The 22005-nt window shown below is 67.4% G+C and carries 20 protein-coding genes, 1 tRNA gene and 1 pseudogene; 9 read left to right on the top strand and 13 right to left on the bottom strand.

The annotated features are described in order from the left end of the window. Positions 1-132: 132 nt before the first annotated feature. Positions 133-431, top strand: a pseudogene (locus ABT171_RS14920) (replication initiator); the annotation flags it as partial. A 744-nt stretch (positions 432-1175) separates the two neighbouring features. On the opposite strand, the gene ABT171_RS14925 reads toward ABT171_RS14920, so the two are convergent. Next, on the bottom strand, positions 1176-1742 hold the full coding sequence (locus tag ABT171_RS14925; RefSeq protein ID WP_351243598.1) for a Uma2 family endonuclease: 567 nt from the start codon (positions 1740-1742) through the stop codon (positions 1176-1178). 590 nt (positions 1743-2332) lie between these two features. Between ABT171_RS14925 and ABT171_RS14930 the strand changes: the two genes are divergently transcribed. Next, complete coding sequence (locus ABT171_RS14930; protein WP_351243600.1) at positions 2333-3328, top strand: hypothetical protein; 996 nt, start codon at positions 2333-2335, stop codon at positions 3326-3328. A gap of 404 nt (positions 3329-3732) precedes the next feature. On the opposite strand, the gene ABT171_RS14935 is transcribed toward ABT171_RS14930, so the two are convergent. Then, positions 3733-4320: a TetR/AcrR family transcriptional regulator gene (locus tag ABT171_RS14935; RefSeq protein WP_351243602.1), complete on the bottom strand. Its 588-nt coding sequence runs from the start codon at positions 4318-4320 to the stop codon at positions 3733-3735. A gap of 127 nt (positions 4321-4447) precedes the next feature. On the opposite strand from ABT171_RS14935, the gene ABT171_RS14940 reads away from it, so the two are divergent. After that, entirely contained in the window at positions 4448-5470 is a 1023-nt protein-coding gene (locus ABT171_RS14940) for a hypothetical protein (protein WP_351243604.1), read from the top strand. Between the two features lie 86 nt (positions 5471-5556). On the opposite strand, the gene ABT171_RS14945 is transcribed toward ABT171_RS14940, so the two are convergent. From ABT171_RS14945 to ABT171_RS14975, 7 genes are all read right to left on the bottom strand, one after another. Then, complete coding sequence (locus ABT171_RS14945; RefSeq protein ID WP_351243606.1) at positions 5557-6486, bottom strand: NmrA family NAD(P)-binding protein; 930 nt, start codon at positions 6484-6486, stop codon at positions 5557-5559. A 335-nt stretch (positions 6487-6821) separates the two neighbouring features. Further along, the gene (locus tag ABT171_RS14950) at positions 6822-7652 is read right to left on the bottom strand and encodes an alpha/beta fold hydrolase (RefSeq protein WP_351243608.1); all 831 of its coding nucleotides are present in this window, start codon (positions 7650-7652) and stop codon (positions 6822-6824) included. Positions 7653-8053: 401 nt separating this feature from the next. Then, entirely contained in the window at positions 8054-9499 is a 1446-nt protein-coding gene (locus tag ABT171_RS14955; RefSeq protein WP_351243610.1) for a Dyp-type peroxidase, read from the bottom strand. Positions 9500-9556: 57 nt separating this feature from the next. Beyond that, entirely contained in the window at positions 9557-10141 is a 585-nt protein-coding gene (locus ABT171_RS14960) for a hypothetical protein (protein ID WP_351243612.1), read from the bottom strand. Between the two features lie 164 nt (positions 10142-10305). Beyond that, the gene (locus ABT171_RS14965) at positions 10306-11427 is read right to left on the bottom strand and encodes a catalase family protein (protein ID WP_351243614.1); all 1122 of its coding nucleotides are present in this window, start codon (positions 11425-11427) and stop codon (positions 10306-10308) included. Between the two features lie 1048 nt (positions 11428-12475). After that, positions 12476-12934: an SRPBCC family protein gene (locus ABT171_RS14970; RefSeq protein WP_351243616.1), complete on the bottom strand. Its 459-nt coding sequence runs from the start codon at positions 12932-12934 to the stop codon at positions 12476-12478. 100 nt (positions 12935-13034) lie between these two features. Beyond that, positions 13035-13379: a hypothetical protein gene (locus ABT171_RS14975; protein WP_351243618.1), complete on the bottom strand. Its 345-nt coding sequence runs from the start codon at positions 13377-13379 to the stop codon at positions 13035-13037. On the opposite strand from ABT171_RS14975, the gene ABT171_RS14980 reads away from it, so the two are divergent. Beyond that, positions 13321-13560 carry a SpoIIE family protein phosphatase gene (locus ABT171_RS14980; protein WP_351243620.1) on the top strand — a complete coding sequence of 80 codons (240 nt, stop codon included), beginning with the start codon at positions 13321-13323 and terminating at the stop codon, positions 13558-13560. The two genes, ABT171_RS14975 and ABT171_RS14980, sit on opposite strands and share 59 nt — an antisense overlap. A gap of 547 nt (positions 13561-14107) precedes the next feature. Here the strand turns inward: ABT171_RS14980 and ABT171_RS14985 are convergent. After that, positions 14108-14181 (bottom strand) — tRNA-Gly (locus tag ABT171_RS14985). 576 nt (positions 14182-14757) lie between these two features. On the opposite strand from ABT171_RS14985, the gene dcd reads away from it, so the two are divergent. Together dcd and ABT171_RS14995 are read left to right on the top strand one after the other, a co-directional pair. Next, on the top strand, positions 14758-15333 hold the full coding sequence (gene dcd, locus ABT171_RS14990) for a dCTP deaminase (RefSeq protein WP_351243622.1): 576 nt from the start codon (positions 14758-14760) through the stop codon (positions 15331-15333). Positions 15334-15347: 14 nt separating this feature from the next. Then, on the top strand, positions 15348-15845 hold the full coding sequence (locus ABT171_RS14995) for a phosphoribosyltransferase (RefSeq protein ID WP_351243624.1): 498 nt from the start codon (positions 15348-15350) through the stop codon (positions 15843-15845). 99 nt (positions 15846-15944) lie between these two features. On the opposite strand, the gene ABT171_RS15000 is transcribed toward ABT171_RS14995, so the two are convergent. Then, positions 15945-17033 (bottom strand): Yip1 family protein, encoded by a 1089-nt coding sequence (locus ABT171_RS15000; RefSeq protein WP_351243626.1) that lies wholly within the window; start codon positions 17031-17033, stop codon positions 15945-15947. A 108-nt stretch (positions 17034-17141) separates the two neighbouring features. Between ABT171_RS15000 and ABT171_RS15005 the strand changes: the two genes are divergently transcribed. Continuing rightward, positions 17142-17465 carry an antibiotic biosynthesis monooxygenase family protein gene (locus tag ABT171_RS15005; RefSeq protein WP_351243628.1) on the top strand — a complete coding sequence of 108 codons (324 nt, stop codon included), beginning with the start codon at positions 17142-17144 and terminating at the stop codon, positions 17463-17465. 33 nt (positions 17466-17498) lie between these two features. Here ABT171_RS15005 and ABT171_RS15010 read toward each other — a convergent pair whose 3' ends face one another. After that, on the bottom strand, positions 17499-17753 hold the full coding sequence (locus tag ABT171_RS15010) for a GntR family transcriptional regulator (RefSeq protein ID WP_351243630.1): 255 nt from the start codon (positions 17751-17753) through the stop codon (positions 17499-17501). Positions 17754-18114: 361 nt separating this feature from the next. Here ABT171_RS15010 and ABT171_RS15015 point away from each other — a divergent pair, with 361 nt between their 5' ends. Beyond that, the gene (locus ABT171_RS15015) at positions 18115-18387 is read left to right on the top strand and encodes a hypothetical protein (RefSeq protein ID WP_351243632.1); all 273 of its coding nucleotides are present in this window, start codon (positions 18115-18117) and stop codon (positions 18385-18387) included. Between the two features lie 102 nt (positions 18388-18489). Here ABT171_RS15015 and ABT171_RS15020 read toward each other — a convergent pair whose 3' ends face one another. Beyond that, a complete protein-coding gene (locus ABT171_RS15020; protein WP_351243633.1) occupies positions 18490-20757 on the bottom strand; it encodes a (Fe-S)-binding protein in 2268 nt (755 codons plus the stop codon). 179 nt (positions 20758-20936) lie between these two features. Between ABT171_RS15020 and ABT171_RS15025 the strand changes: the two genes are divergently transcribed. Beyond that, positions 20937-21956, top strand: coding sequence for an MraY family glycosyltransferase (locus ABT171_RS15025; RefSeq protein WP_351243634.1), 1020 nt, complete (start codon positions 20937-20939; stop codon positions 21954-21956). Positions 21957-22005: the final 49 nt, after the last annotated feature.

Consider the following 22005-nt stretch of genomic DNA (forward strand, 5'->3'; position numbering starts at 1 on the left):
GGATTCGGTCGTCGGTTGTTGCCCCGCGGTACGCGTGGTCATTGGTACGTGAGTGCAGACAGGGCGGGAGAGCGGCAGGGTTCCGTGCGGCGACCGCTTGTGACAGAACGGTGACGACAGGCTGCACCCGCGCGCTTCTCCCTCCACCTTCGCCGGGAGGCCGCCAAGCGCGCGGGCCTCTCACAGCGCCGGTTCCGCGAGCACGCCCGTGTGTCCTTCGCCAAGGTCGCCGAGTACCAGAGGCGCGGCGCCGTCCACTTTCACGCGGTCATCCGCCTCGACGGTCCCGGGGGCGGCGACACCCCGCCCCCGGCCTGGGCCACTGCCGAACTGCCTTCAGTGACGGCCAGGAGCTGACCGAGCGGGCCGTAGCCGCGTACGTCGCCAAGTACGCCACCAAGGGAGCCGAGACCGCGACGGGCGCCCTCGACACGCGGGCCTCGACGCCACCGTCCGGAAGGCTCGCGCTGAGGCCGCCGGGAGCGAGACCCAGAAGCCTTCCGGCACGCATCTGGCACGCGGCGAGTGATCACCGAGAACAGCAAAAAGGCCCGGGTCTTTGACCTGGGCCTTCGATGGGGAGCGGGTGACGAGAATCGAACTCGCGCTCTCAGCTTGGGAAGCGACGGCGCTTGGATGGCTACGCAGGCTCTGACCTGCGGATACGTCGTCTCCAGCATGGCTTCGAGAGCTGGCTTCGCCCCGCTGTTTACCGTGGTTGTCCGGTCTTATGGGAACGCTTTGGGCACGAACCCACGCGGGGATGCTGTGCCGGGGCTCGACTGCTCCGTCGCGGTGCTGCACCTGCGGGTGCGGGATGTCCCCGACGCGTCGGCTTGCAGGTGCACACTCCTCTGTCGACGTAGGCGGTCCTAGGACAGTGTGGGCCCAATGGGCGGTCACGTTCGGCCGAGTGGAGTGGCCGGGCCCGGAGTGGAGGCGATGAAGATCCTCCTGCACTGTCTTCCTCAAATGCCTTTGCAGAGTCCCCGCCTCGATACCCGCTTCAGGAGTGGGATCGGATCCTTGCCGGGGAGTGCCCGGCGCTGCCGCGCGGTGCTGTTTCCCCAGGTCAGAACCGTGCGGCGAGCCACTTGACCCGGCTCATGCCGCCCTGTATCGGACCGTCCGCTCACGCATCGCTCACGCGCTGCCGACTGCTGAGCAGCGCCAGGTCAGACCTGCCCCAGGTCGATCTCCACCGGGAAGGGCGCCGCTGCCTTGAGGACGCCGGTGAAGACGTCTCCGTCCCGGTAGGTCTTCGTCGCGGGGTCGAGAACGTAGGTGTACACGAGGGGAACGCCGGTCGCGGCCTGTTCGATCCGCCAGTAGAAGGCGATGCCTGCCTTGGCGTACTGGTCGACCTTCACGATCCGGTCGGTGGTCTCCGATCCTGGCGACACTACCTCCGCGACCAGCAGCACGTGCTCGGGGCGGGTGGGGGTGATGTCGATCGTGTCCGCGCGGTAGACGACGACGTCCGGGCGGCGATTGGTGAGCGGGACGTCCTGAAGCCGGACGTCGAAGTCGGTGTCGGCGTTCCACTCCGAGCCCGCGGCGGCATCCAGAGCGTTGGCCAGAATGCGGGCCAGCCGGTTGTGCCGCTTGGACGCACTCGGGCTCACGACGACCATCCCGTCCACGATCTCGATGCCGGCGCACTGCTCCTCGGACCAGGAGTCGTACTCCTCCGCCGTGATCTGCTCATGCATCCACGCCGGGGCCACCATCTCGGCTGTCATGAAGCACCTCCCGGACACTGTGCTGCGGGCCCGATCCCGCTGGATTCAGCGTACTGTCTGCCATCCGCCCGGCATGCTGATCCCGCTCACGCCCCTCCCCGTCGGCCGGCGTCCGACCAGCGATCCCACAACAAGTGATGAACAGGCGCCGGCCTGCGGAACGTCTCGGTCGGTAGCAGCCCCTCCGTCGAGGGACCGTCCGGGGCGTTCACCTCGCTGCTCCGGACCCGGACCGGCACCCTGCTGACCGCTGGGGGTGCGGGGATCACGCCCGTGCGAGCCATGCTGGAGGAGGCGCCCGGCGGCGGCGCCCGGGCAGCCGGTACCGGCTGGTCCCCGACATCACCGAACACGACGTGTACGTCTATGGCCCGCCCGCCATGACCAGGGCCGTGCCCGCCGGCCTACGAAACTTGCGGGTCCTGCGCGACAGGCGCACGCCGAGGAGTTCGGTCTGGCCTGAATCGGAAAGGGGCCCGACGTTCGCGGCCCTGGGCTATTAGGCGCAAAGGGGCTTGAAAGTGTCGCTTCATCCAATTTCCGGATGGGGAGACATGCGCTCGTTGACCAGTCAACGGCGAGGAGGCTGCGTGTCGCGGAGACAGGACACAGAGAGGATCTTCAAAGAGCTCGAAGAGATACGGGAGGCGCTCAACGATCCGACCATCGGGCTCGGTGCTTTCCATCAAGATCAGGACCAACTGCGCCGCAAGATCCTGGAGAACGTCCAGCAGGGCACGGCCGGACTGCGCGAAGAGAACCGGGAGTTGCGCCGCCGCCAGGAGCGGATGCTGAGCGATCTCGGCGACACCCGCACTGCGGTCGAAGCGCTCCGTCGCGAGATTGCGCAAGCATGGGCGCACACGTTGGGTGTGCCACGCCCAGTAACTCCTGATGACCGGATCCGGATTGTGCTTCCAGAGCATGAGCCACAGCCTTTGGGGGCCGGCAGCGACAACGAGGAGCCTCACAGGTGGGGGGAAGAAGAGGTGGCCGAGGTGACAGACGCGGACCCTGCTGGCGAAGGAAGCGCCAGGCACGACGATCAGTCGGGAACGAACGACCCACCTGCAGAGGCGTTTGCGGTGCCTGAACCGGACGTGGCGTCAGCCGATGCGAATGAGGGGGCGCCAACCGGACACGACGAAACGGCATCGGACATCGAACTGAGGGAGTCCCGGCGTGCGGAGGAGCGTGGTAAGCACCTTCGTGGCCTACTGACGGCCGCGGCCATTTCCTCGGTCCGACTGATCTGCCACAAAGATACGTGGGCATTCCTGCTGGAGCAGACCTCTCGGCACCAGCACTTTCGCCTGCCGGACCGCGTCACCGACCTCGAAGACGGGCGAATCGAGACGTTCGTCTCCGGTCGCTCCCTGCTCGCGGTTCTGGTCACCACCCGGGAAATTCTCGATGATCACGGGCCCGATACCGACATGGTGACGTGGGCCCTGGCAAGCGCGGTGTACTCGCGAACTCACTTGGCTATCGAGAACGCCACGGTGAATCGACCCGATGACAGTGAGGTCACGACCATCGTTCTGGACGACCGTCCAGGACGCCCGGTGCAAGGCAGCGCTGCGTGATCTCCTTGAGCCCGACCGTCGGTTCGTGCCCCTGAAGCACTGCGGCGTTCACTCAGAGGGCGATGTCAGCAGCGATGGGTGAACTCGGTAAGTGACCGCCTGGTGGCGCCCCCTGGAACTGGTTCACTCGGTCTGCAGGGGGCGCACGTATCCGTGTTCTTCGAGCAGCCCGAGCACTGAGCTGACGGCAGAGACGGTCTTGAACCGGCGGGAGACGGTAACGACGTCCTTGTACGGGGCATTGAAGTGGCGGACGATTGAAACCAGGGGTTTCGGCTCGATCCCTCGGCGGCTGGTTGTGCACCAGCATCGCTCGATCCGAGCGCAGTCCCGCTGCTGCCGACGGCTGATGCGATGCCCCGGACGCAGCCGCTGGTGTACACCCCCGCCCGACGTCGTTGATGTCAGCAGTGGATGTCAGACACGTGGTCTTGCGGGGCGGGTGACAGCGCGGCGCGGGCGGCGGAGAGCACCCGCCCGGACAGCGGGGAGTTCTTGGTGGCGCGAGCCAGGAGAAGGGCGCCGAGCATGGTGCACAGCCGGGCGATGCCGTCCTCGTCGTCGGTGGCGAGCCACTGGGTGAAGTCCTCTACCCCTTCGGCGTAGGCGCGGTGCGCTCCGTGGTCGCCACTGTCCCGGGCCATGTCGGTGGCGAGCGCGGCGACGGGGCAGCCCGAGGCGGGGTTGTCCCGGTGCCGGACGGACAGGTACCCGTCGATCAGGGACTGCTGGGCCTCGACACGGTGCCCCTCGTGCTTTTCGAGTGTGGTGGCGTGGAACTCGGCCAGTTCGCCGAACGCGTGGGTGACCGCCTCGTCGATCAGGGCCTCCTTGGAGGCGAACTGCTTGTAGAAGCCGCCGTGCGTCAGGCCGGCCGCCTTCATCAGATCCGCGACGCTCACGCCCGTGCCCTGCTCGCGGAACAGCTGCGAGGCCCGTTCCACGACCCGCTGGCGGTTCGCCTGCGCCTGCGCCTGTGAGACGCGACCCATAGGGCACCTCCCTTTTGGATGCTGGACGGCATCTATCGTACGGTGCTGTTTAGATTACTAGCATCATCTATTTGTGGGTGCCCCCTCCCCTCGTCCCAGGGCGCGCCCCCTTTCCGGGAGACACTTCATGGCCACTCGCCTCGGCCCGGCCGCCGAAGCCGACCTGACCACCGCCACCTCCTCCTCGGCAACCGCGCCACCGGTCCGGCTCTGGCTCCAGCCGACCGTGATCGCCCTGGTCGTCGTGGCGGCCTTCATCGGCTGCTACGTCGGTCTGCAGCGCAACCCCCAGCCGCACCGGGTGCCGGTGGCCGTCGCCGGCCAGGAGCTTTCGGGCGAGATGAGCCAGGTCCTTGGTGACAGCGTCGATGTCCATCCTGTCGCCGACGCCGCCACCGGGCGCGCTGAGGTTGAGCGCCGCGATGTCGTGGCCGCGCTCAGCGGCCGCGCGGCCTCCGACCGGTTGCGCCTGGAGGTCGGCGGAGCCAACGGGCAGTCGACCACGACGGCCGTCAAGAGCCTGATCGGCGCCTATGCCCATGGGTCGGGCCAGCGCCTGACCACGGTGGATGTCGTCCCGTTCGCTCGTTTCGACTCGCGTGGACTGGCCGGCTTCTACCTGGCGTTCGGCGTCACACTGGCCGGCTTCGTCCTCGCCCAGAACGTTCTGGGTCTCGCGAACCATCTGCACCTGCACCACCGGTTCTGGCTGCTGTCCGGCGCCTCTGCGGCCATCGGCATCGTCGCCACCGTCATCGCCGGCCCCATCCTCGGGGCGGTGCCCGCGCCGGTGATGCCGCTGGCCTTCGCCCTGACCCTGCTTGCCGCGGCAGCCGCGTTCACCACCAAGCTGCTGGGCACCTACCTCGGCCCGGTCGGCGTGCCCGTCGCCACTCTTTTGCTGCTCACGGTCGGCAATTCCACCAGCGGAGCGGCCATCGGCCCGGACCTCCTGCCCTCCGCCGCACACGCCGTCTCCGCCCTGCTGCCGCCGGGAGCGGCCGTCCGCGCCGTGACCGACCTGAGCTACTTCCACGGCGCGCAGGCGGTGCAGCCATTGGCCACCCTCGCGCTGTGGGCGCTGATCGCCGCCATCCTGGTGGGCCTGCGTCCCCGCCTGAGGCGGCGACGCACGCGGGTTGCCACCTGACCCCACGGTCGGGGTGAAGGTCGTGCCGCAGGCATGGCACTACGGGCCCCCAGGGTCCTTCGCTTTTCTCAGGGCGGCTGTCGGCGTTAGCGAGTGAACAGCTCGGGGTTCCTGCGGACGAAGTCGGCTACTCCTCCGGCGGACCGCCCGGTGACCTCTGCCATGCCTTCTGCCTGGCGGTCATAGCGGCCGTCCAGGTGCAGGCGAGCCATGGTGGAGATGTGCTGACGTACATGGGCCGGCAGTTCCAGCGCTGCGAGATCGTTGTCCAGCCATTCCTGCAACGGGACGGCGGTGTAGTCGACCGTGTGGTGCAAAGCATCGGAAATCTCCGCGGCCAGGCCGGCGACGTCCTGTGATCGGGGGCCGGTCAGCTCGTAGCTCCGGCCGATGTGACCGGCCGGATCGGCCAAGATCTCCTCGACAACCGCGGCAACGTCATCGGCCGCGATCGGGGAGGTTCGCGCCTCCCCGAAGGGCCACCTGATCACGCCGTCCGTGGCGATCGAGGAAAACACGGTCTGGAAGAGCGGGTTCTCCATGAAGACGGTGGGCCTGACCTGAACCACGGGCAGGCCTGACCAGTCGAGAACCTGCTCGACCAGCCACTGCTGTCGATGCTGGTGCGACTCGGAGCCGCTGGTGGAGTCCATCTCGGAGACGGTCAGCTGCGACATGTTCACGAACGCCTCCAGCCTTCCGTAGGCGCGCGCGACCGCCGCCGTGGTCACGGCAGCCAGCAGATACTGGTCTGACACGGCCATGCCGAAATACATCCGACCGCAGCCGTCGAGGGCGTCGGCGACATCACGAGCACACGTCAGATCTCCGACCACGACCTCGGCGCCCGTCGCGCGCAGCGCCTGGGCACGGTCGTCATCACGGCGCACCAGAGCACGGACCTGGAGACCCCGGCGCCGCAGACCCTGGACCACGGTTCTGCCGACAGCCCCGACGCTGCCCGCAGCACCGGTCACCAGAATGGGCCGCATGCCTGCTTCCGGGCTGTAGTCCATGTCGGCAGACTGCGGCCCGCATGGCCAGGACGCAACCGGGGGGCGTTCTCCCAACCTTCGGGGCCGGAACGGTGGCCGAAGTGACTACCGCCCGCGTGCGGAGCTGGCGCGGCAAGCTCTTGGCGGCCGGGGCCACAGCAGCTCTCGCACCGCGCTGATCCGTCAGCGAAGCGCTCATTGCGAGGTGAGGACCGGACCTGCCTGAACGTGTGGTGTCCGTCGCTGAATGAGACGGAAACGAGACGGCCGGACGTCCGCCGGACCAGGTGCGCTCCCCCATGCGAACTACGGGTACGCCGGGGAACGGGCCGGACGCTGAGGCCAGCCCGTCGGGGTCAGGAACGGATGAACGCGAGGATGTCCGGGTTGAGGACCTCCGGGTGCGTCGACAGCATCCCGTGCGGATAGCCCTCGTAGGACTTGAGGGTCCCGTTCTTCAGGAGCTTGACCGTCAGGGGTGCCGAGTCGTCGTACGGGACGACCTGGTCGTCGGTTCCGTGCGCGACGAGGACGGGCACCTCGATCTGCTGCAAGTCCTCGGTGAAGTCGGTCTCGGAGAACGCCGCAACGCACTCATAGTGCGCGTTCGCCGCGCCCATCATGCCCTGGCGCCACCAGTTGTCGATCAAACCCTGCGACACCTGCGCTCCGGGACGGTTGAAGCCGTAGAACGGCCCCGAGGGAATATCGATGAACGACTGAGCCCGGTTGCCGGCAACGCCCTCACGGAAGCCGTCGAAGACCTCCATCGGCAAGCCGCCCGGGTTGGCCTCCGTCTTCAGCATCAGCGGTGGCACCGCGCCCACCAGGACCGCCTTTGAGACACGGCCGGGCTTGGCGCGGGCGACGTAGCGGGCCACCTCGCCACCGCCGGTGGAGTGGCCGATGTGCACGGCGCCCCGCAGGTCGAGTGCGTCGGTCAGGGCGGTCACGTCCGCGGCGTAGGTGTCCATGTCGTGGCCGGTCGCGGTCTGGGTGGAGCGTCCGTGGCCACGGCGGTCGTGGGCGATGACTCGGTAGCCCTGCGCCAGGAAGAACAACATCTGGTTGTCCCAGTCGTCGGCGCTCAGCGGCCACCCGTGGTGGAAGACGATCGGCTCCCCATCCCGAGGACCCCAGTCCTTGTAGAAGATCGTGGTGCCGTCGTCGGTCGTGACTGTACCCATCGCAGGTCCTCCGCTCGTCCAGGCGCACCCCAGCCAAGGAGCAATGGGTGGGGGGCACGCGGGACTTCACGCCCAGCGGGCGCGGTCCGGATGTATGGCCCACATTACGCCCGGTCCCTGCGGGCCACATCCGCAGCTTGTCGGCGTCCGCCAAGTCCCAGAGATGGCATCAAGCTCGCCCGCCCGTCGTGGTGGCTCGTGGCCCTGCTCCTGGGATCGGTCTCCAACTTGTTGATGGTCGGGCCACGAGCAGAAGCGCCGCTCCCGGCATCGGGGCGGCCGTACCCTCGCCCACCGCGGGCACCTCCCGTCCTCAGCGGGCCAGGTCCGCGCGCCCTGACCCAGATCGGTGCAACTCGGGGTTCGTGAAGCTTGCGGTCGTCAGGGGGTCGCGACGGCTTTCAGGATGGTTCGGCTCGTTCATCAGCGTGGCCGCTGGATTGGCGGAGCTCCCCGATCCATCTCAAGGCGGACAGGGAGGGCATGAAGAAGTATTCGCCGCCGCGCAGCACGTTGAATGTCTGGATGCCGTGGATGCGGCGCCGCACCGGATGTTGCGGGATGGTGAACGTCGCCCCGTCCTCCTGCAGCCCGACGTTCGGATCGCGTTCGTCGCCCAGGTCCATGAAGTTGCCGTTGTTGATCCACTCCTGCTGCAGGAACTCCATCGTGGCCATTGCCTTGGCGCTGAGGAAGATGAAGTAGGTGCCGCGCCGTACCTCGTCGTCCTGCTCCGAGGTCGCGTCAGGGTCGTAGGGTGCCCCGTAGGTCGTGCTGCGCCGGATGATCCGGTGAACGTTCACGTCGGCGAGTAGGGCCATCTTGGTGTCGCGCGGGTTCATGCGCCGCATGTGTGAGCCGAGCGGCACCTGCCGGCCGTGCGGATCCGCGGCGTAGGTGAAGTCGTTGTTCCGGCGCGCGTCCGCGCCGAGCGCTGGGTCGTCCTGCGTCGGGGCGAGCGTCAAGGGCGCGCCGCTGCGCCAGCGGCCCACCAGCTTCGCGGCGAGCAGTTCCCGCTCCTGCTCGGTCGGCGCGTGCTCGCGCAGGAACCGGTTGAACGTCCCGACGCGGGCCTGGTAGTTGCGCAGCCCGACGAAGGTGCCGTTGCGGCCCAGCACGTCCGGGCGGGGCATCGGCAGCGGCACGCCGGCCTCGCCGGGGTAGCCGAGGATGAATTCGCCGGCCTTGATCGGTGGTCCCTGGCCGGGCAACGAGTCGACGCCGCTGCCCTCGATGGCCGGCTGGCCGATCGAATCTTTGTAGCCCAGCGGATTGAGGTCGCCTGGCTGGGCGCCGAAGTCCTGCATCAGCATTACGGTGACGCCGGAGAACCCCTGATACTGCTGGCCCGCGGTCTCCATCGCGCGGCGCCACTTGTCTTCCGTGTCGCTGAAGATGCTGACCGCGATGTGGATCTCCCCGGTGCCGAAGGGCCTTTCCCAGTTCGTCGGGTCGTTGGGTCCGTAGTCCCGGAGCTTGTCGGCGCGTGCGGCCATCCCCACGCGGAATGCTTCGGGGAAGGACCGGAAAGAATCCTCCGGCAGGCCCAGAGCCACCAGCCCGGTGGAGCTGATGGCGATTGAGGTCCAGACGTCGCCGGCCTGCCACCAGTCGGCGGCGGAGTCGACATAGGGTGTCAGCCGCTGCACGAATTCGCGGCCGGCCTGGGCATCCTCCACGTGGAGCATGACGTGCGTGCCGTAGTAGGGCTCGGGCCGGTAGCGCAGCACCGTCGCCTGGATGTCGTCGAGCTCCACGGTGACGGGGGCACGCGGAAGGTCGCCTCCGAGGCGATCGACGAGCGGCATGGCGTTCTCCCCACAAGAAACCGAGACGAGCCGGCTCACGGGGACACTCTCGCCGGGTGGCACGGCCGCACCCCGCAGACCGTCCGGGTGGATGGACTAGTCGCTGATCTTGTCCAGGAATTCTTCCAGCGCGTGGCCGACGCGGTTCAGCCGCCTGGTCTCCGCCACCGTCAGATCTGGATTCGCGACGTACCAGCCATCGGCCGGGATCTGGTACTTCGCGATCCAGTCCTTCACCGACGGGCTGCGCGTTCCCGGCCATCCCACGCAATTGCACATAAACAGATCCAGTTCGTCCGGGATCTTCGTTGCGAAGTCGTCGATGTAGGGGTCCCACTCATTGTCGTAGGCGGTGCAGAAGAGCAGCTTCGTGTCGTTGTCAAGGAATACGAAGCGCATATCGTGGACGGTGCCAACCCTGTCTGTGTCATCGAAGTTTCCGTCCCGCAGCTGCAGGAAGGCGCGCAGTCGCTCCGCTCCACCTTCCACGAACGGAGCGATCAGGGTGAGCTCCGAGACCCTGCCCTGACGGCTGCCGACCCGGCCAGCGGATTCCATCCGCGTGCGCGGCTTCCCCACAAACGACGTCGCGTCTTTTCGGAGTACGTTCTCCAACGCCTTCTTTCCCACCTCCGGCGCGTCGGCGTAGAGCTCTCGCAGCTTCTGGATCTTCTGCTCCACGGCCTGATCGGGTTCCGGTGCGGTCGCTGTCCCTTCTCGCATTGTCATAGCTGTCCTGTCCTTTCGATCCGGTTCGATTCCTGCGCCCGGATAATGGCCACACGACCCACGGATGCGCCGCGGACCGGGTGGTTACCGCCCGAGCCGGTCCCGTGGGCCTCTGATCACGGCAACACCGAATCGGCGCTGGTCGGCTCGGTTTGCGGCTGGTGGTTGAGCGTCCGGCGGACCTTGGCCGACGCCGTGTAGATCCGTCGCACGTTCATGATTTCGCCCAGCGGGCGGTGAGCGGACGTGACACGCCACTGATTGAACGCGAGCGCGTCACCCTTCTCGAAGTTCTCGGGTCCCGAGATGTCCTGGCGCGGTAGATGCACGCGTCCCACGGTGACAAAGGGAGACAACTTTTCGGGCCATTCCACGGTCAGGACGTTCACTGGCATCGCCGTGAGGTCCGTGCACAGCTGGACCTGAAGATCGAAATCGAATGGTCTCGCCTGTAGCTCGTCCGCCAGCGTCGGATAAAACACGTCCGGGCCAATCGTGAGGTCGAGATCACGATGGATCACGTGCGTGGCGCTCTCCGCGGCCGGCGCGACACGTATCTTGGCGATGTAGTCCCCATGACGTACCGCGCCCATGCTCCAGAACGTGGTGAGCAGCGGATTGCGCACATGTGTCTGTGTTACCAGTCTCACGATCGCGAATAGCTCGTCCCATGCCCACTCTTGCTGCTGCAGCTGGCCCTTGCCCGTGAGCACATCCGCCAGCAGCTCGTGGAGACCCGCCTTGCCGCGCGTCAGGTATTCCTGCGCGTTGTTCGCGATGTCCTCGATGAACAGGTAGTGTTTCGCTGTATTGCTGATGAAGATGGGATTATTTTTGAGCACGAGGTCGAAGGTGGTCGAGTCCGGCTCGTCTTCGACGAGTTTTGGTCCGTCGATATCGAATATTTTGATCGCGAAGCCAAGGCCGGGTCCGAGTTGTGCGTCCGTGCCCAGGTGGGTGGACGTGCTGGAGAAGCGAATCAGTGCGCCGTGGTGTCCCGGCTTGGCATAGATGCCCTGCGCATACGCCGCCGGCACATCAGCCAAGATCTCGACTTCTGCCTTGACCAGGCCGAATGACTTCGCGTGGGCGCCGCGGACGGCCCGCCCGGTGCCCTCGGTACTCGGCGATTCACGGCCCTTTTTCTCCCAGAAATCGATGATCTGTGCCAGCAGCTCGTCGAGATGGGGATCGATGGTCTCGATCTCAGGGGTATAACGAACGAACTCGGATGACATCTGTCGCTCCTCCAAGTCGGTCTCGCTTGTCCCGTTCGTTCAATGCTTGTGGCTCTGCTGAACTCCCGAGCAATATTTGGCGGCCAAGTACAGCCTTTGAGTACTGTTGGACTCGATGGTCCCGAGTGTGCCCGGCACTGTCGGCGACTGGCGGAGGTTGCCGCTGTTGATCCACTCTTGTCCGAGAACTATCCATCGCCTCGGCACTAACTCTGATCATTCATGCGCCCAACAGACGGGAGGTGACCTCGTGCAGGTGATCTTTCGCTTGCCGGTGTGAGTCCGGTCCGGGTACCTGCCAGGAGGCCCAATGTCCGAGCACGCTGGGGCCCGGTCTTGAAACGGGTCAACTACAGACTGGGGCAGTCGCCGAAGGCGCATCACCCGACCTGAGTTGCATCATTACGGTGTAATCATCGCATGCGTTGGGCAGGAGCGCGAGCCGTTCGAGTGCGGCGGTGATCTGTGCACTACTTCGACGTAATACACGATTCGTTCCTGCCTCGCTATCTTGAGGTGCTGGCTCGCGACGCTCGAAAGGCGGCGGAAAGGCTCGATGAACACTCGGTAGAGATCGCGGCAGGTGTTGGGTACTCGGACTTTTCTGTAGGTCACCAAAATTTGCGGCCGCTAGAGCCCAATCACTCGTACGATCTAACTCAACCATGCACGATACACATCGGCCGATTGTCCACTTCTTTGGCCATCTCGGTAGATAAATCTAGCGGTGAGATATCGAGCGCGCTCCTACCGGGTGCACCGGTGTTGGTCTACCTGAGCGCACTGCCCGAGGAGGCCGCTGTCCGCGCCTGGATCGGCTCCGGGACCCGGCTGGTCCGCCAGGCGGCATCGCGAGCACGGCCAGATCGTCGGGCGTCAGCCGGTCGCGGTCGAGATCGCGCAGGGCGCCGTACGCCTCGGCCCAAGCATGGCGGGCCACCGCGTCTCTCGCCTGCTCGACGCAACGCCTGCGGGGTCGCGTGCTCACCGGCGATGATCTGCCGGCTCGCACCCGTACTCGAAGCAGGGCACCTCGCGCGGCAGCATCTCAGGCCGACGCAGCCGACGACACCAGCTCCTCCAACTTGTCGAGACCCTGCGTCCAGCCCTCCTCGTGAAGAGCGCGGCGCCGCTCCGTGGCGAAGCCACCCTGGATGAAATTCAAATCGGTCGCCGTACCGCCGATATCGCCAAGCGACAGCGTCACCACTGTCTCCCGGTCCTCGGGATCGGGATCCTCCCACCGGAATGTGTAGGACAGACGTTCAGGAGGCTCGACCTCAAGGAACTCGCCGACCAGGTAGAACAGGTCGCCTTGCGGAGGCTGCATCGCGATCCGATACCCACCTCCTGGCCGAAGGTCGCTTTCCACACTCGGGGTGGCGAACCCGTCAGGGCCCCACCACTTGGCCAGCTCCTCCGGTTCGGTCAAGGCCCGGAACACGACCGAGCGGGGTGCGCGGAGGACACGCTGCATACGCAAGCTCAGCCCGCCATCGTGCGTCACCAACGAACCTCCTTCGGCCGAAGGTGTCAGTGACCTTGACGGCCTGACAGAGCCGGACACCCATCGGCTCGCCCGAGAAGTCGGCGCCCCTACGGGTGGGTCAGAAGATCGGCGTCTGCGCCTGGATCTCGGTGAGACCTTCTTCCAAGGTCAGGGACGGCAGCACATGAACGCTGTTCCACTGGGAGAGACGAGACTCCATGAGGAAGCGGTCGACATTCTCGGCCTTGTCCGACTGCACGACGGCGACAACCGTGTGCTCGCCGTTGACGAAGGGACCGGCCACGATGTCGACGCCTGCCTTCTGGGCGAGGTTCGGCAGATCGGGAGCGGTCTTCAGCATCAGGTCGCGCGTTGTCGCGTTGGCGGTCGGACAGGTGTCCGGCGTGTGCGTCGCGAGCAGGACGAAATGCATCTCAGGATCTGCCGGCGAACGTTTCGCCACCACTCTGCTGCTGGAACTCCCTGACGACGACCCCATCACCCGCATGATCAGCTGCGGACACCCCCCTCCCTTGCTGCTCAGCCCCGGTAACGCCCTGACCGTCCCCAGCCTGCACCCCGCGCCACCACTGGGGATCACGGAGACGGGACCGGATGCATACGCCATCGACGCGGTTTCCTGACGAGCGAGAGCACGACTCTGATCGTCCGTTGTTCTCGTTCTGCCTGCTGCCTCGCCGTCTCGGTCCGAGCTTTTGCCTCCTCGGCGGCAGCTTCACGCTCAGCTCGGGTGGCGTGGTGCCGACAGCCTCGGCCGATCTCCTGGGGGAGCTTGCAGGGCGTTCCTTTCTTCGTGGGACGCCCACAACGCGATGACGTTCGGCGTCTTCGAGAACGGTCGTACCTCGTGGGCATGGCGCGCATTGTGAACCACCCGCTCACGCTGCCGCTGCGAAACGACCGAAGTGCAGTCCGGATGGTCGACAGCTGCGTGCCAGCCCGCAAGTCGTCCTTTGCGTAAGCGACTTCACCATCATTTGCACAACTTGTGACGCAGGTCACGCGAAATACGTCTCGCCATTCGAGACGAACCAGGGCGGGGTGGCCAGAGAAGCGTCCAGGCACCCCTGAAATGACCGCTCAGCCTCGACTTAGGGCACGCGGAGGGCGCGGCCTCAAATTGGCCTAGACAACAAACAAACCCCAGGCCACTGACCTGGGGTTTCAATCTGGAGCGGGTGACGAGAATCGAACTCGCGCTCTCAGCTTGGGAAGCTGATGTTCTACCATTAAACTACACCCGCGTAGTTACGGACATGGCCCGCGCGGAGCCGGTGTCCGGACATCGCTCACTGTACATCATCGCAGACCCCTGGTGCCGAGGCCCTGGGGTCTGAGTCTGTTTCAGGGGCGGGATCCGGCTGCGGCCGGGCCGAGTTGGGGCGTACCGTGGAGGCCTCGGGGAGGGCCCGGGTGGGGCCGGAGTGCCGCCTGGAGAGTCGTCTCTTTGATCCCGTAATGTGGCTTTTGTCGTCAGGGCGGTACGCCCGACGAGGCTCTTGGGGAAGGGACTTAAGGGACTTGATGGAACGCACCGTCGTCCGCTGCGCGGACGGGCACGTCTTCAGCACCGCTTCGTTCCCGATGCAGCAGGCCGATCGGCTCGGCCCCCGCCGGCTCATGAGGTGTCCCCGGTGTGCCCGGCTCCGCAGTGTGGTGCCGGTCGCTCTGGAGAAGCAGCCGTAGAGGCAGCGATAGGGGTAGCGGCAGCGGTAGTGGCAGGGAGTAGCGGCAGCGACCCGCAGTAGTCGCGCGATAACACAGGCGCGCGGAGTCGTCACGATTGTCACGGCTCCGCGCGCCTTGCGTATCCTCGCTACGTGCTTCTCTCAGACAAGGACATCCGGGCCGAGATCGACGCCGGGCGGGTACGGATCGATCCCTATGACGAATCCATGGTGCAGCCGTCGAGCATCGACGTGCGGCTGGACCGCTATTTCCGGGTGTTCGAGAACCACCGCTACCCGCACATCGACCCCTCCGTCGAGCAGCCCGATCTGACGCGGCTCGTGGAGCCGGAGGGGGACGAGCCGTTCATCCTGCACCCCGGGGAGTTCGTGCTCGCCTCCACGTACGAGGTCATCTCGCTGCCCGACGATCTTGCCTCGCGGCTTGAGGGGAAGAGCTCGCTCGGGCGGCTGGGGCTGGTCACCCACTCCACGGCCGGGTTCATCGACCCCGGCTTCAGCGGGCACGTGACGCTCGAACTGTCCAATCTCGCCACGCTGCCGATCAAGCTCTGGCCCGGGATGAAGATCGGCCAGCTGTGCATGTTCCGGCTGACCTCGCCCGCCGAGTTCCCGTACGGCAGCGAGCGCTACGGCTCCCGGTACCAGGGGCAGCGCGGGCCGACCGCCTCGCGGTCCTACGTCAATTTCCATCGGACCCAGGTGTGAGGGCAGCCGCAGACATGAGTGACGTTCGGGAGAACCTGACCTACGAGCGGTTCGGCGCCGCCATCCGCGAGCTCGCGCAGACCATCGCCGACGACGGGTACGAGCCGGACGTCGTGCTCAGCATCGCGCGGGGCGGTGTGTTCGTCGCCGGGGGGCTTGCCTACGCCCTGGACTGCAAGAACATCCACCTGGTGAACGTCGAGTTCTACACCGGGGTCGGGACGACGCTGGAGATGCCGGTCATGCTCGCGCCCGTCCCCAACGTGATCGACTTCTCCGACAAGAAGGTGCTGATCACCGACGACGTCGCCGACACCGGCAAGACGCTGAAGCTCGTGCGCGACTTCTGCCTCGACACCGTCGCCGAGGTGCGCTCCGCGGTGATCTATGAGAAGTCCCACTCCCTCGTGAAGTGCGAGTACGTCTGGAAGCGGACCGACGAGTGGATCAACTTCCCGTGGAGCGTCGAGCCGCCCGTCGTGACCCGGGCCGGACAGGTGCTCGACGCCTAGGCGGAGCCTGCGAAAAGGGCCCCCGGCTGTCTCGCCGGGGGCCCTTTCGCATGCCCCGCCTCAGAGGGCAGGACGAAGACCGGGAAAACGGGAAGAAGACTAGAACGTTCCCAGCTTCACGATCGACAGCAGCGCGATCAGCTGGATCGCCGACGCGCCCAGCGCCTTCGGCCAGGGCAGGTCGTGGGAGCGGGAGACCATCAGCGTCAGCAGGGCGCCCGCGCCGATCCAGGTGGCCCAGCCGAGGAGCTGGACGAAGCCGGCGTCGCCGCCGAAGAACATGGCGAAGACCAGGCGGGGCGCGTCCGTGAGCGCCGTGATCAGCATGGACAGGCCGACCGTCGGCTGCCAGGCGCCGTCGCCGCCGAGCTGGCGGGCCAGCGTGTGGGTGACCACACCCAGGATGAACAGGCCGAGCACCATCACGACCGCCGTTATCAGCACGATCGGCACCGCGTTGGAGAGCGTGGCGCTGATCGCGTCCTTGCGGGCACCGTCGAAACCGAAGACGGCCAGCAGGCCGTAGAGGAAGGTGGTGATGAGCGCCGGGATCCACATCGTGTAGTCCCGCATGCGCAGGAAGGTCTGGTCGGGGGAGAGGATGATCCCCTTCAGCAGGTCCTTCCAGTGCAGCGGCGGGCCGAGCGGGGCGGCGGGGGCGGCGGCCGATCCGGCCTGGTAGGTCGCGCCCTGGGTGTAGCCGGCGGCCTCGTCGATCGAGAACGCCTGGGTGTGGCCCGGGTTGTTGGCCGCGTACGGGTCCTGGCCGGCAGCGCCGCCGCCCGGGTAGCCGCCGTCGTCCCCGAAGTACTCCGGCTCGTCGCCGGCCGGGCCCGGGTGTCCGTACGCGCGTCCCTGCCGGCCGTACGCCTGCCCCTGCTGCGGGTAGGAGGGCTGCTGCCCCTGCTGCGGGTACGACTGCTGCGGGTACGGCCGCTGCGGCGCCTGCGGGTAGCCGTACGAGGGCCCCGCGGGCTGCCCGTACGACGGCCCCGCGGGCTGTCCGTGCTGCGGTCCGGGCCGGCCGTACGACGGTCCCTGCGGCGCCTGCTGTCCTTGGGGGGTGCGGTTGTCCCGGCCCCCGCGTCCGATCCTGAATCCAGCCACGTCATCGAACGTACCTGGTCCCGGAGAGTGACGTGCCCGGCCCGGGGGTCCGGGCCGGGCTTTGCGGCCGACCTGTGACATCCCCTAAGGGACCGTCAGCGACTCGGCCAGGGAGTCTTCAGGGTTTCCCCCCCGGGGAGCCCTCGGCCGGTGAGGCGGAGCGGGGGGCGTTGGTCCAGGATGGGGGCCATGAGCGTAGTGAAGATCAATGTGCTGACCGTGCCCGCCGAGCAGCGGGAGGTGCTGGAGAAGCGGTTCGCGTCCCGCGCCCACGCCGTGGAGAACTCCGACGGCTTCGAGTGGTTCGAGCTGCTGAGGCCCGTCGAGGGCACCGACACGTACCTCGTGTACACGCGCTGGCGGGACGAGGAGTCGTTCCAGGCGTGGATGGAGGGCCCGATGAAGGCCGCGCACCAGGGCGGCGCGGAGGGGGAGCGGCCGAAGCCGGCGGCCTCCGGCTCCACGCTGTGGTCCTTCGAGGTGGTGCAGCAGGCGGGGCCGAAGAGCGAGTAGCTGCCGCGCCGGGCGCCCCGTTGCCGACGGTCCCTATGCGGACGGTTCGGAAGCGGGGCGCTTCGCTACGAAAGAGCCGAGGCCGACCTCGGCTCGGATGAGCCCCTCGGACTTGAGATGGGCCAATGCCTTCTGCGCGGTCGAGGCCGCGATGCCGAACTCGGCGGACATCTCGACAACGGACGGTACGCGGGTTCCCAGAGGGTACTCACCGCTGGCGATGCGCGCAGTGATGGCCTCGGCCACCTGGCGCCACACGGGGCGGGTGCGGTCAAGCTCGGGGGTCATGCGGTTGACGCTAAAACTCCGCGGTAGACCGTGCGACCGCGGTAGACTTCGGTATACCGTGCCAGTGAAGCGCCCCGGCGACGGTTGCAGCCGTCCCGGGGCATGGCCGCCAGCTGCAAGGAGCTGATGACGTGACCGACCTTATCCGCCGCTTAATCGCCCGCGTGGGCCTCCTGCTGTTTCCGCCCGGCGCGGAACCGGCCCCGTATGTCCACTTCCCGTCACCCCCGCCCCCACCTCTCCCGCGCCACCGCAGCCCCTACGGCCTCGACACCCCCCTCGACGCCACCGCCCACAGGGCCGTACGACCGTATGTGGACGCTCTTGAACAGCCGTATCGGATCCCGGCGTTGGAGGCCGCGTGACATACCCTCCGCGTCTGCTGCCCTGGTCGGGGGCCGAGGGCAAGCCCTGCTATCTCCTCACCGACGGAGACGACGGACCGCTCTCCCGGCTGGCCGACGCCACGGAGGCCGTGCAGCTCGGTATGGGTGGTCGACTGCTCGCCCACGCCAGGGAGCTGCTGCCGGACACCCCGCCCGGCGAACTCCGTTTCCTCGCCGAGTGCTTGACCCAGGCCCTGGACGACGCCCTGCGTGTCGCGGAGAGCCGGGGGCGGCGGCTGGAGAGCTGAGGGAAGACCCCGCCCCGCTCAGTTCCGCTTCGGCTCCCTCGGGATACGACGGCGCCCCCTGCCTGTGCGAAGCAGGGGGCGCCGTACGCGGGAGAGCCGGGGTTACTTGACCGGCTCGGGCTCCGGCTCGCTCTCGGGCTCCGGCTCGCCGGCCGGGTCGACCGGCGTCCTGACGGAGTCGAGGAGCAGCTGGGCGACGTCCACGACCTGGATGGACTCCTTCGCCTTGCCGTCGTTCTTCTTGCCGTTGACCGAGTCGGTCAGCATGACCAGGCAGAACGGGCAGGCCGTCGAGACGATGTCCGGGTTCACCGAGAGAGCTTCGTCGACGCGCTCGTTGTTGATGCGCTTGCCGATCCGCTCCTCCATCCACATCCGGGCACCACCGGCGCCACAGCAGAAGCCGCGCTCCTTGTGGCGGTGCATCTCCTCGTTGCGCAGGCCCGGGACCTTGCCGATGATCTCGCGCGGGGGCGTGTAGATCTTGTTGTGGCGGCCCAGGTAGCAGGGGTCGTGGTAGGTGATGATGCCCTCGACCGGGGTGACCGGGACCAGCTTGCCCTCGTCCACCAGGTGCTGCAGCAGCTGGGTGTGGTGGATGACCTCGTAGTCGCCGCCGAGCTGCGGGTACTCGTTGCCGAGCGTGTTGAGGCAGTGCGGGCAGGTGGCGACGATCTTCTTCGCGGACTTCGGCTTCTTCGTCGACTCGTCCTCGTCGTCCTCGCCGAAGGCCATGTTGAGGGCCGCCACGTTCTCCATGCCGAGCTCCTGGAACAGGGGCTCGTTGCCGAGGCGGCGGGCGGAGTCACCGGTGCACTTCTCGTCGCCGCCCATGATCGCGAACTTGACGCCCGCGATGTGCAGCAGCTCGGCGAAGGCCTTGGTGGTCTTCTTGGCGCGGTCCTCCAGGGCGCCGGCGCAGCCGACCCAGTACAGGTACTCGACCTCGGACAGGTCCTCGATGTCCTTGCCGACGACCGGGACCTCGAAGTCGACCTCCTTGGTCCACTCCAGGCGCTGCTTCTTGGCCAGGCCCCAGGGGTTGCCCTTCTTCTCCAGGTTCTTGAGCATCGTGCCCGCCTCGGACGGGAACGCGGACTCGATCATCACCTGGTAGCGGCGCATGTCGACGATGTGGTCGACGTGCTCGATGTCCACCGGGCACTGCTCGACGCAGGCGCCGCAGGTGGTGCAGGACCACAGCACGTCCGGGTCGATGACGCCGTTCTCCTCGGCGGTGCCGATCAGCGGGCGCTCGGCCTCGGCCAGCGCGGCGGCGGGGACGTCCTTCAGCTGCTCCTCGGAGGCCTTCTCCTCGCCCTCCATCGTCTTGCCGCCGCCGGCCAGCAGGTACGGCGCCTTGGCGTGCGCGTGGTCCCGCAGGGACATGATCAGCAGCTTCGGGGAGAGCGGCTTGCCGGTGTTCCAGGCGGGGCACTGCGACTGGCAGCGGCCGCACTCGGTGCAGGTGGAGAAGTCCAGCAGGCCCTTCCAGGAGAACTGCTCGACCTGGGAGACACCGAAGACGTCGTCCTCGCCGGGGTCGGTGAAGTCGATCGGCTTGCCGCCGGAGGTCATCGGGAGCAGGGCGCCGAGGGAGGTCTCACCGGTGGCGTTGCGCTTGAAGAAGATGTTCGGGAACGCCAGGAAGCGGTGCCAGGCCACACCCATGTCGGTCTTGAGCGAGACCGTGATCATCCAGACGAAGGAGGTCCCGATCTTGATCATCGCCGTGAGGTAGACCAGGTTCTGCAGCGTGTCGACGCTCGTGCCCCGGAAGGCGGCGACCAGGGGGTACGAGGCGAAGTACGCGGCCTCGTAACCGTGCACGCCGGTGAGGGCGCCCTCAAGACCGCGCAGGGTCATGATGGCGAGGCCGATGACGAGGATCACGGCCTCGACGAAGTAGGCCTGGCCGAAGTTGGAACCGGCGAACCGCGACTTGCGGCCGGGCCGGCGCGGGTGGCTCAGCTGCCGGATGACGATGAGCGTGAGAATGCCCAGCGTGGTCATCGTGCCGATGAACTCGACGAACAGCTCGTACGGCAGCCAGTGACCGATGATCGGCAGCGTCCAGTCGGCCTGGAACAGCTGGCCGAAGGCGTTGATCAGCGTCAGCACCAGGGAGAAGAAGCCGACGGCGACGAACCAGTGGGCGACACCCACCACGCCCCACCGGTTCATCCTGGTGTGGCCGAGGAACTCCCTGATCACCGTGGCGGTGCGGGCGGTCCAGTCGTCGGTGCGGGTGCCCGCCGGGACGTCCTGGCCGAGCCGTACGAACCGGTAGATCTGCGCGATGGCGCGGCCGAACAGCGCGACGCCGACCACGGCGAGTACCAGCGACACGATGATCGCGGCGAGTTGCATGGGGGCTCCTCGGGCCTGCGAGGTGATTTATTACTAAGCGGTAACTTATGCAGTCCGTCTGAGACTACCCCCATCTTCCTGCGGGATGCAGCCGGGCGCGGGGTGATGCGCATCATCCCACGGGTCATCGGATCGTGTTATTCGTACCGAATTGCTACTTTCGCCCCTACCTTAGAGCCGTGCTCTACGGGATCGCCGCCGCCACCGCCGCCCTGCTCCTCGCCGCCGTCCTGGCGGCGCTGCTCAGGGTCCCCGCGCTGCGGGCCGGCATCGTCGACCGGCGCCGGCAGCGGCGGCTGCCGCTGCTCGGCGGGCTGGCCGTGGTGGCCGTCACCTGCCTGGTCACCTGGATGGGGCAGTGGACCCGGGTCGCCCCGCTCGGCGACGGGGTCGTCCGCCTGCTGGTCGCCGCCTGCTCGGTCGCCGCGCTGGGGCTGGTCGCGGACGTGTGGCGGCTGCGCGCGCGGGTGCTCGTCGCCGGTACGGCCGTGGCGGCGGCCTGCGTGGTGCCGTACGACGAGACGGGCGTGCCGGGCGGGCTGCTCGCGCTGGTGTGGATCGTCGTCGCCTCCCTGGCCTTCAAGGGGCTCGACCACGCCGACGGGCTGGCGGGTACCGTCGGGGTCGTCACCGCCTTCGGGGCCGGGGCGTGCGCCGCCGCCGAGCTGATGGACGGGCTCGCCGTCCTGCTGAGCGTGTTCGCCGCCGCCCTCACCGGCTTCCTGATGCACAACTGGCATCCCGCGCGGATCGGGCTCGGCAACTGCGGCTCGCTGTTCACCGGGTTCCTGCTGTCGTCGTCCCTCGTCTTCACGCGCGCGGGGTACGAGCTGGTGCCGAGCGCGGCGGTGATGTTCTGCCTCGGCGCGGTGGCGATCGCCGACGCCGTCCTCGTGGTCCTCGCCCGGGGGCTGGCCCGGCGCCCGCTGCTGCGGCGCGGCCCGGACCATCTCGCGCATCGGATGCGGCCGCTCGGGCTCACCCCGCCGGGCTCGGTCGTGCTGCTGGGTGCCGGCTCCTTCTCCTCGGTGCTCGTCGGGGTGCTCGTGCACACCGGGTGGACGGGGGAGGGGGCCGTGCTGTGGGTGGCGGGAGCGGCGCTGCTGGTGGTGCTCGTCCTCCTTCGCATGCCTGTCCAGTCACCCCGGCGCACGGAATCGACGCAGGTCAGAGGCCAGTTGCGCGTAAGGAACGGATAAGACTTGAGCCCCACCGACTCAGGTCTGTTGACCCATCGCCGGGCGTCAT

The organism is Streptomyces sp. NPDC001851 (assembly GCF_040297165.1).
Lineage (GTDB): Bacteria > Actinomycetota > Actinomycetes > Streptomycetales > Streptomycetaceae > Streptomyces.

Bases quoted from the DNA above. Each gene is read 5' to 3' on its own strand.
- ABT171_RS14925 (WP_351243598.1), bottom strand. From the start codon at position 1,742: ATGACAGCCGAGATGGTGGCCCCGGCGTGGATGCATGAGCAGATCACG.
- ABT171_RS14935 (WP_351243602.1), bottom strand. From the start codon at position 4,320: ATGGGTCGCGTCTCACAGGCGCAGGCGCAGGCGAACCGCCAGCGGGTC.
- ABT171_RS14940 (WP_351243604.1), top strand. From the start codon at position 4,448: ATGGCCACTCGCCTCGGCCCGGCCGCCGAAGCCGACCTGACCACCGCC.
- ABT171_RS14945 (WP_351243606.1), bottom strand. From the start codon at position 6,486: ATGGACTACAGCCCGGAAGCAGGCATGCGGCCCATTCTGGTGACCGGT.
- ABT171_RS14950 (WP_351243608.1), bottom strand. From the start codon at position 7,652: ATGGGTACAGTCACGACCGACGACGGCACCACGATCTTCTACAAGGAC.
- ABT171_RS14965 (WP_351243614.1), bottom strand. From the start codon at position 11,427: ATGTCATCCGAGTTCGTTCGTTATACCCCTGAGATCGAGACCATCGAT.
- ABT171_RS14995 (WP_351243624.1), top strand. From the start codon at position 15,348: ATGAGTGACGTTCGGGAGAACCTGACCTACGAGCGGTTCGGCGCCGCC.
- ABT171_RS15000 (WP_351243626.1), bottom strand. From the start codon at position 17,033: ATGTCACAGGTCGGCCGCAAAGCCCGGCCCGGACCCCCGGGCCGGGCA.
- ABT171_RS15005 (WP_351243628.1), top strand. From the start codon at position 17,142: ATGAGCGTAGTGAAGATCAATGTGCTGACCGTGCCCGCCGAGCAGCGG.
- ABT171_RS15010 (WP_351243630.1), bottom strand. From the start codon at position 17,753: ATGACCCCCGAGCTTGACCGCACCCGCCCCGTGTGGCGCCAGGTGGCC.
- ABT171_RS15020 (WP_351243633.1), bottom strand. From the start codon at position 20,757: ATGCAACTCGCCGCGATCATCGTGTCGCTGGTACTCGCCGTGGTCGGC.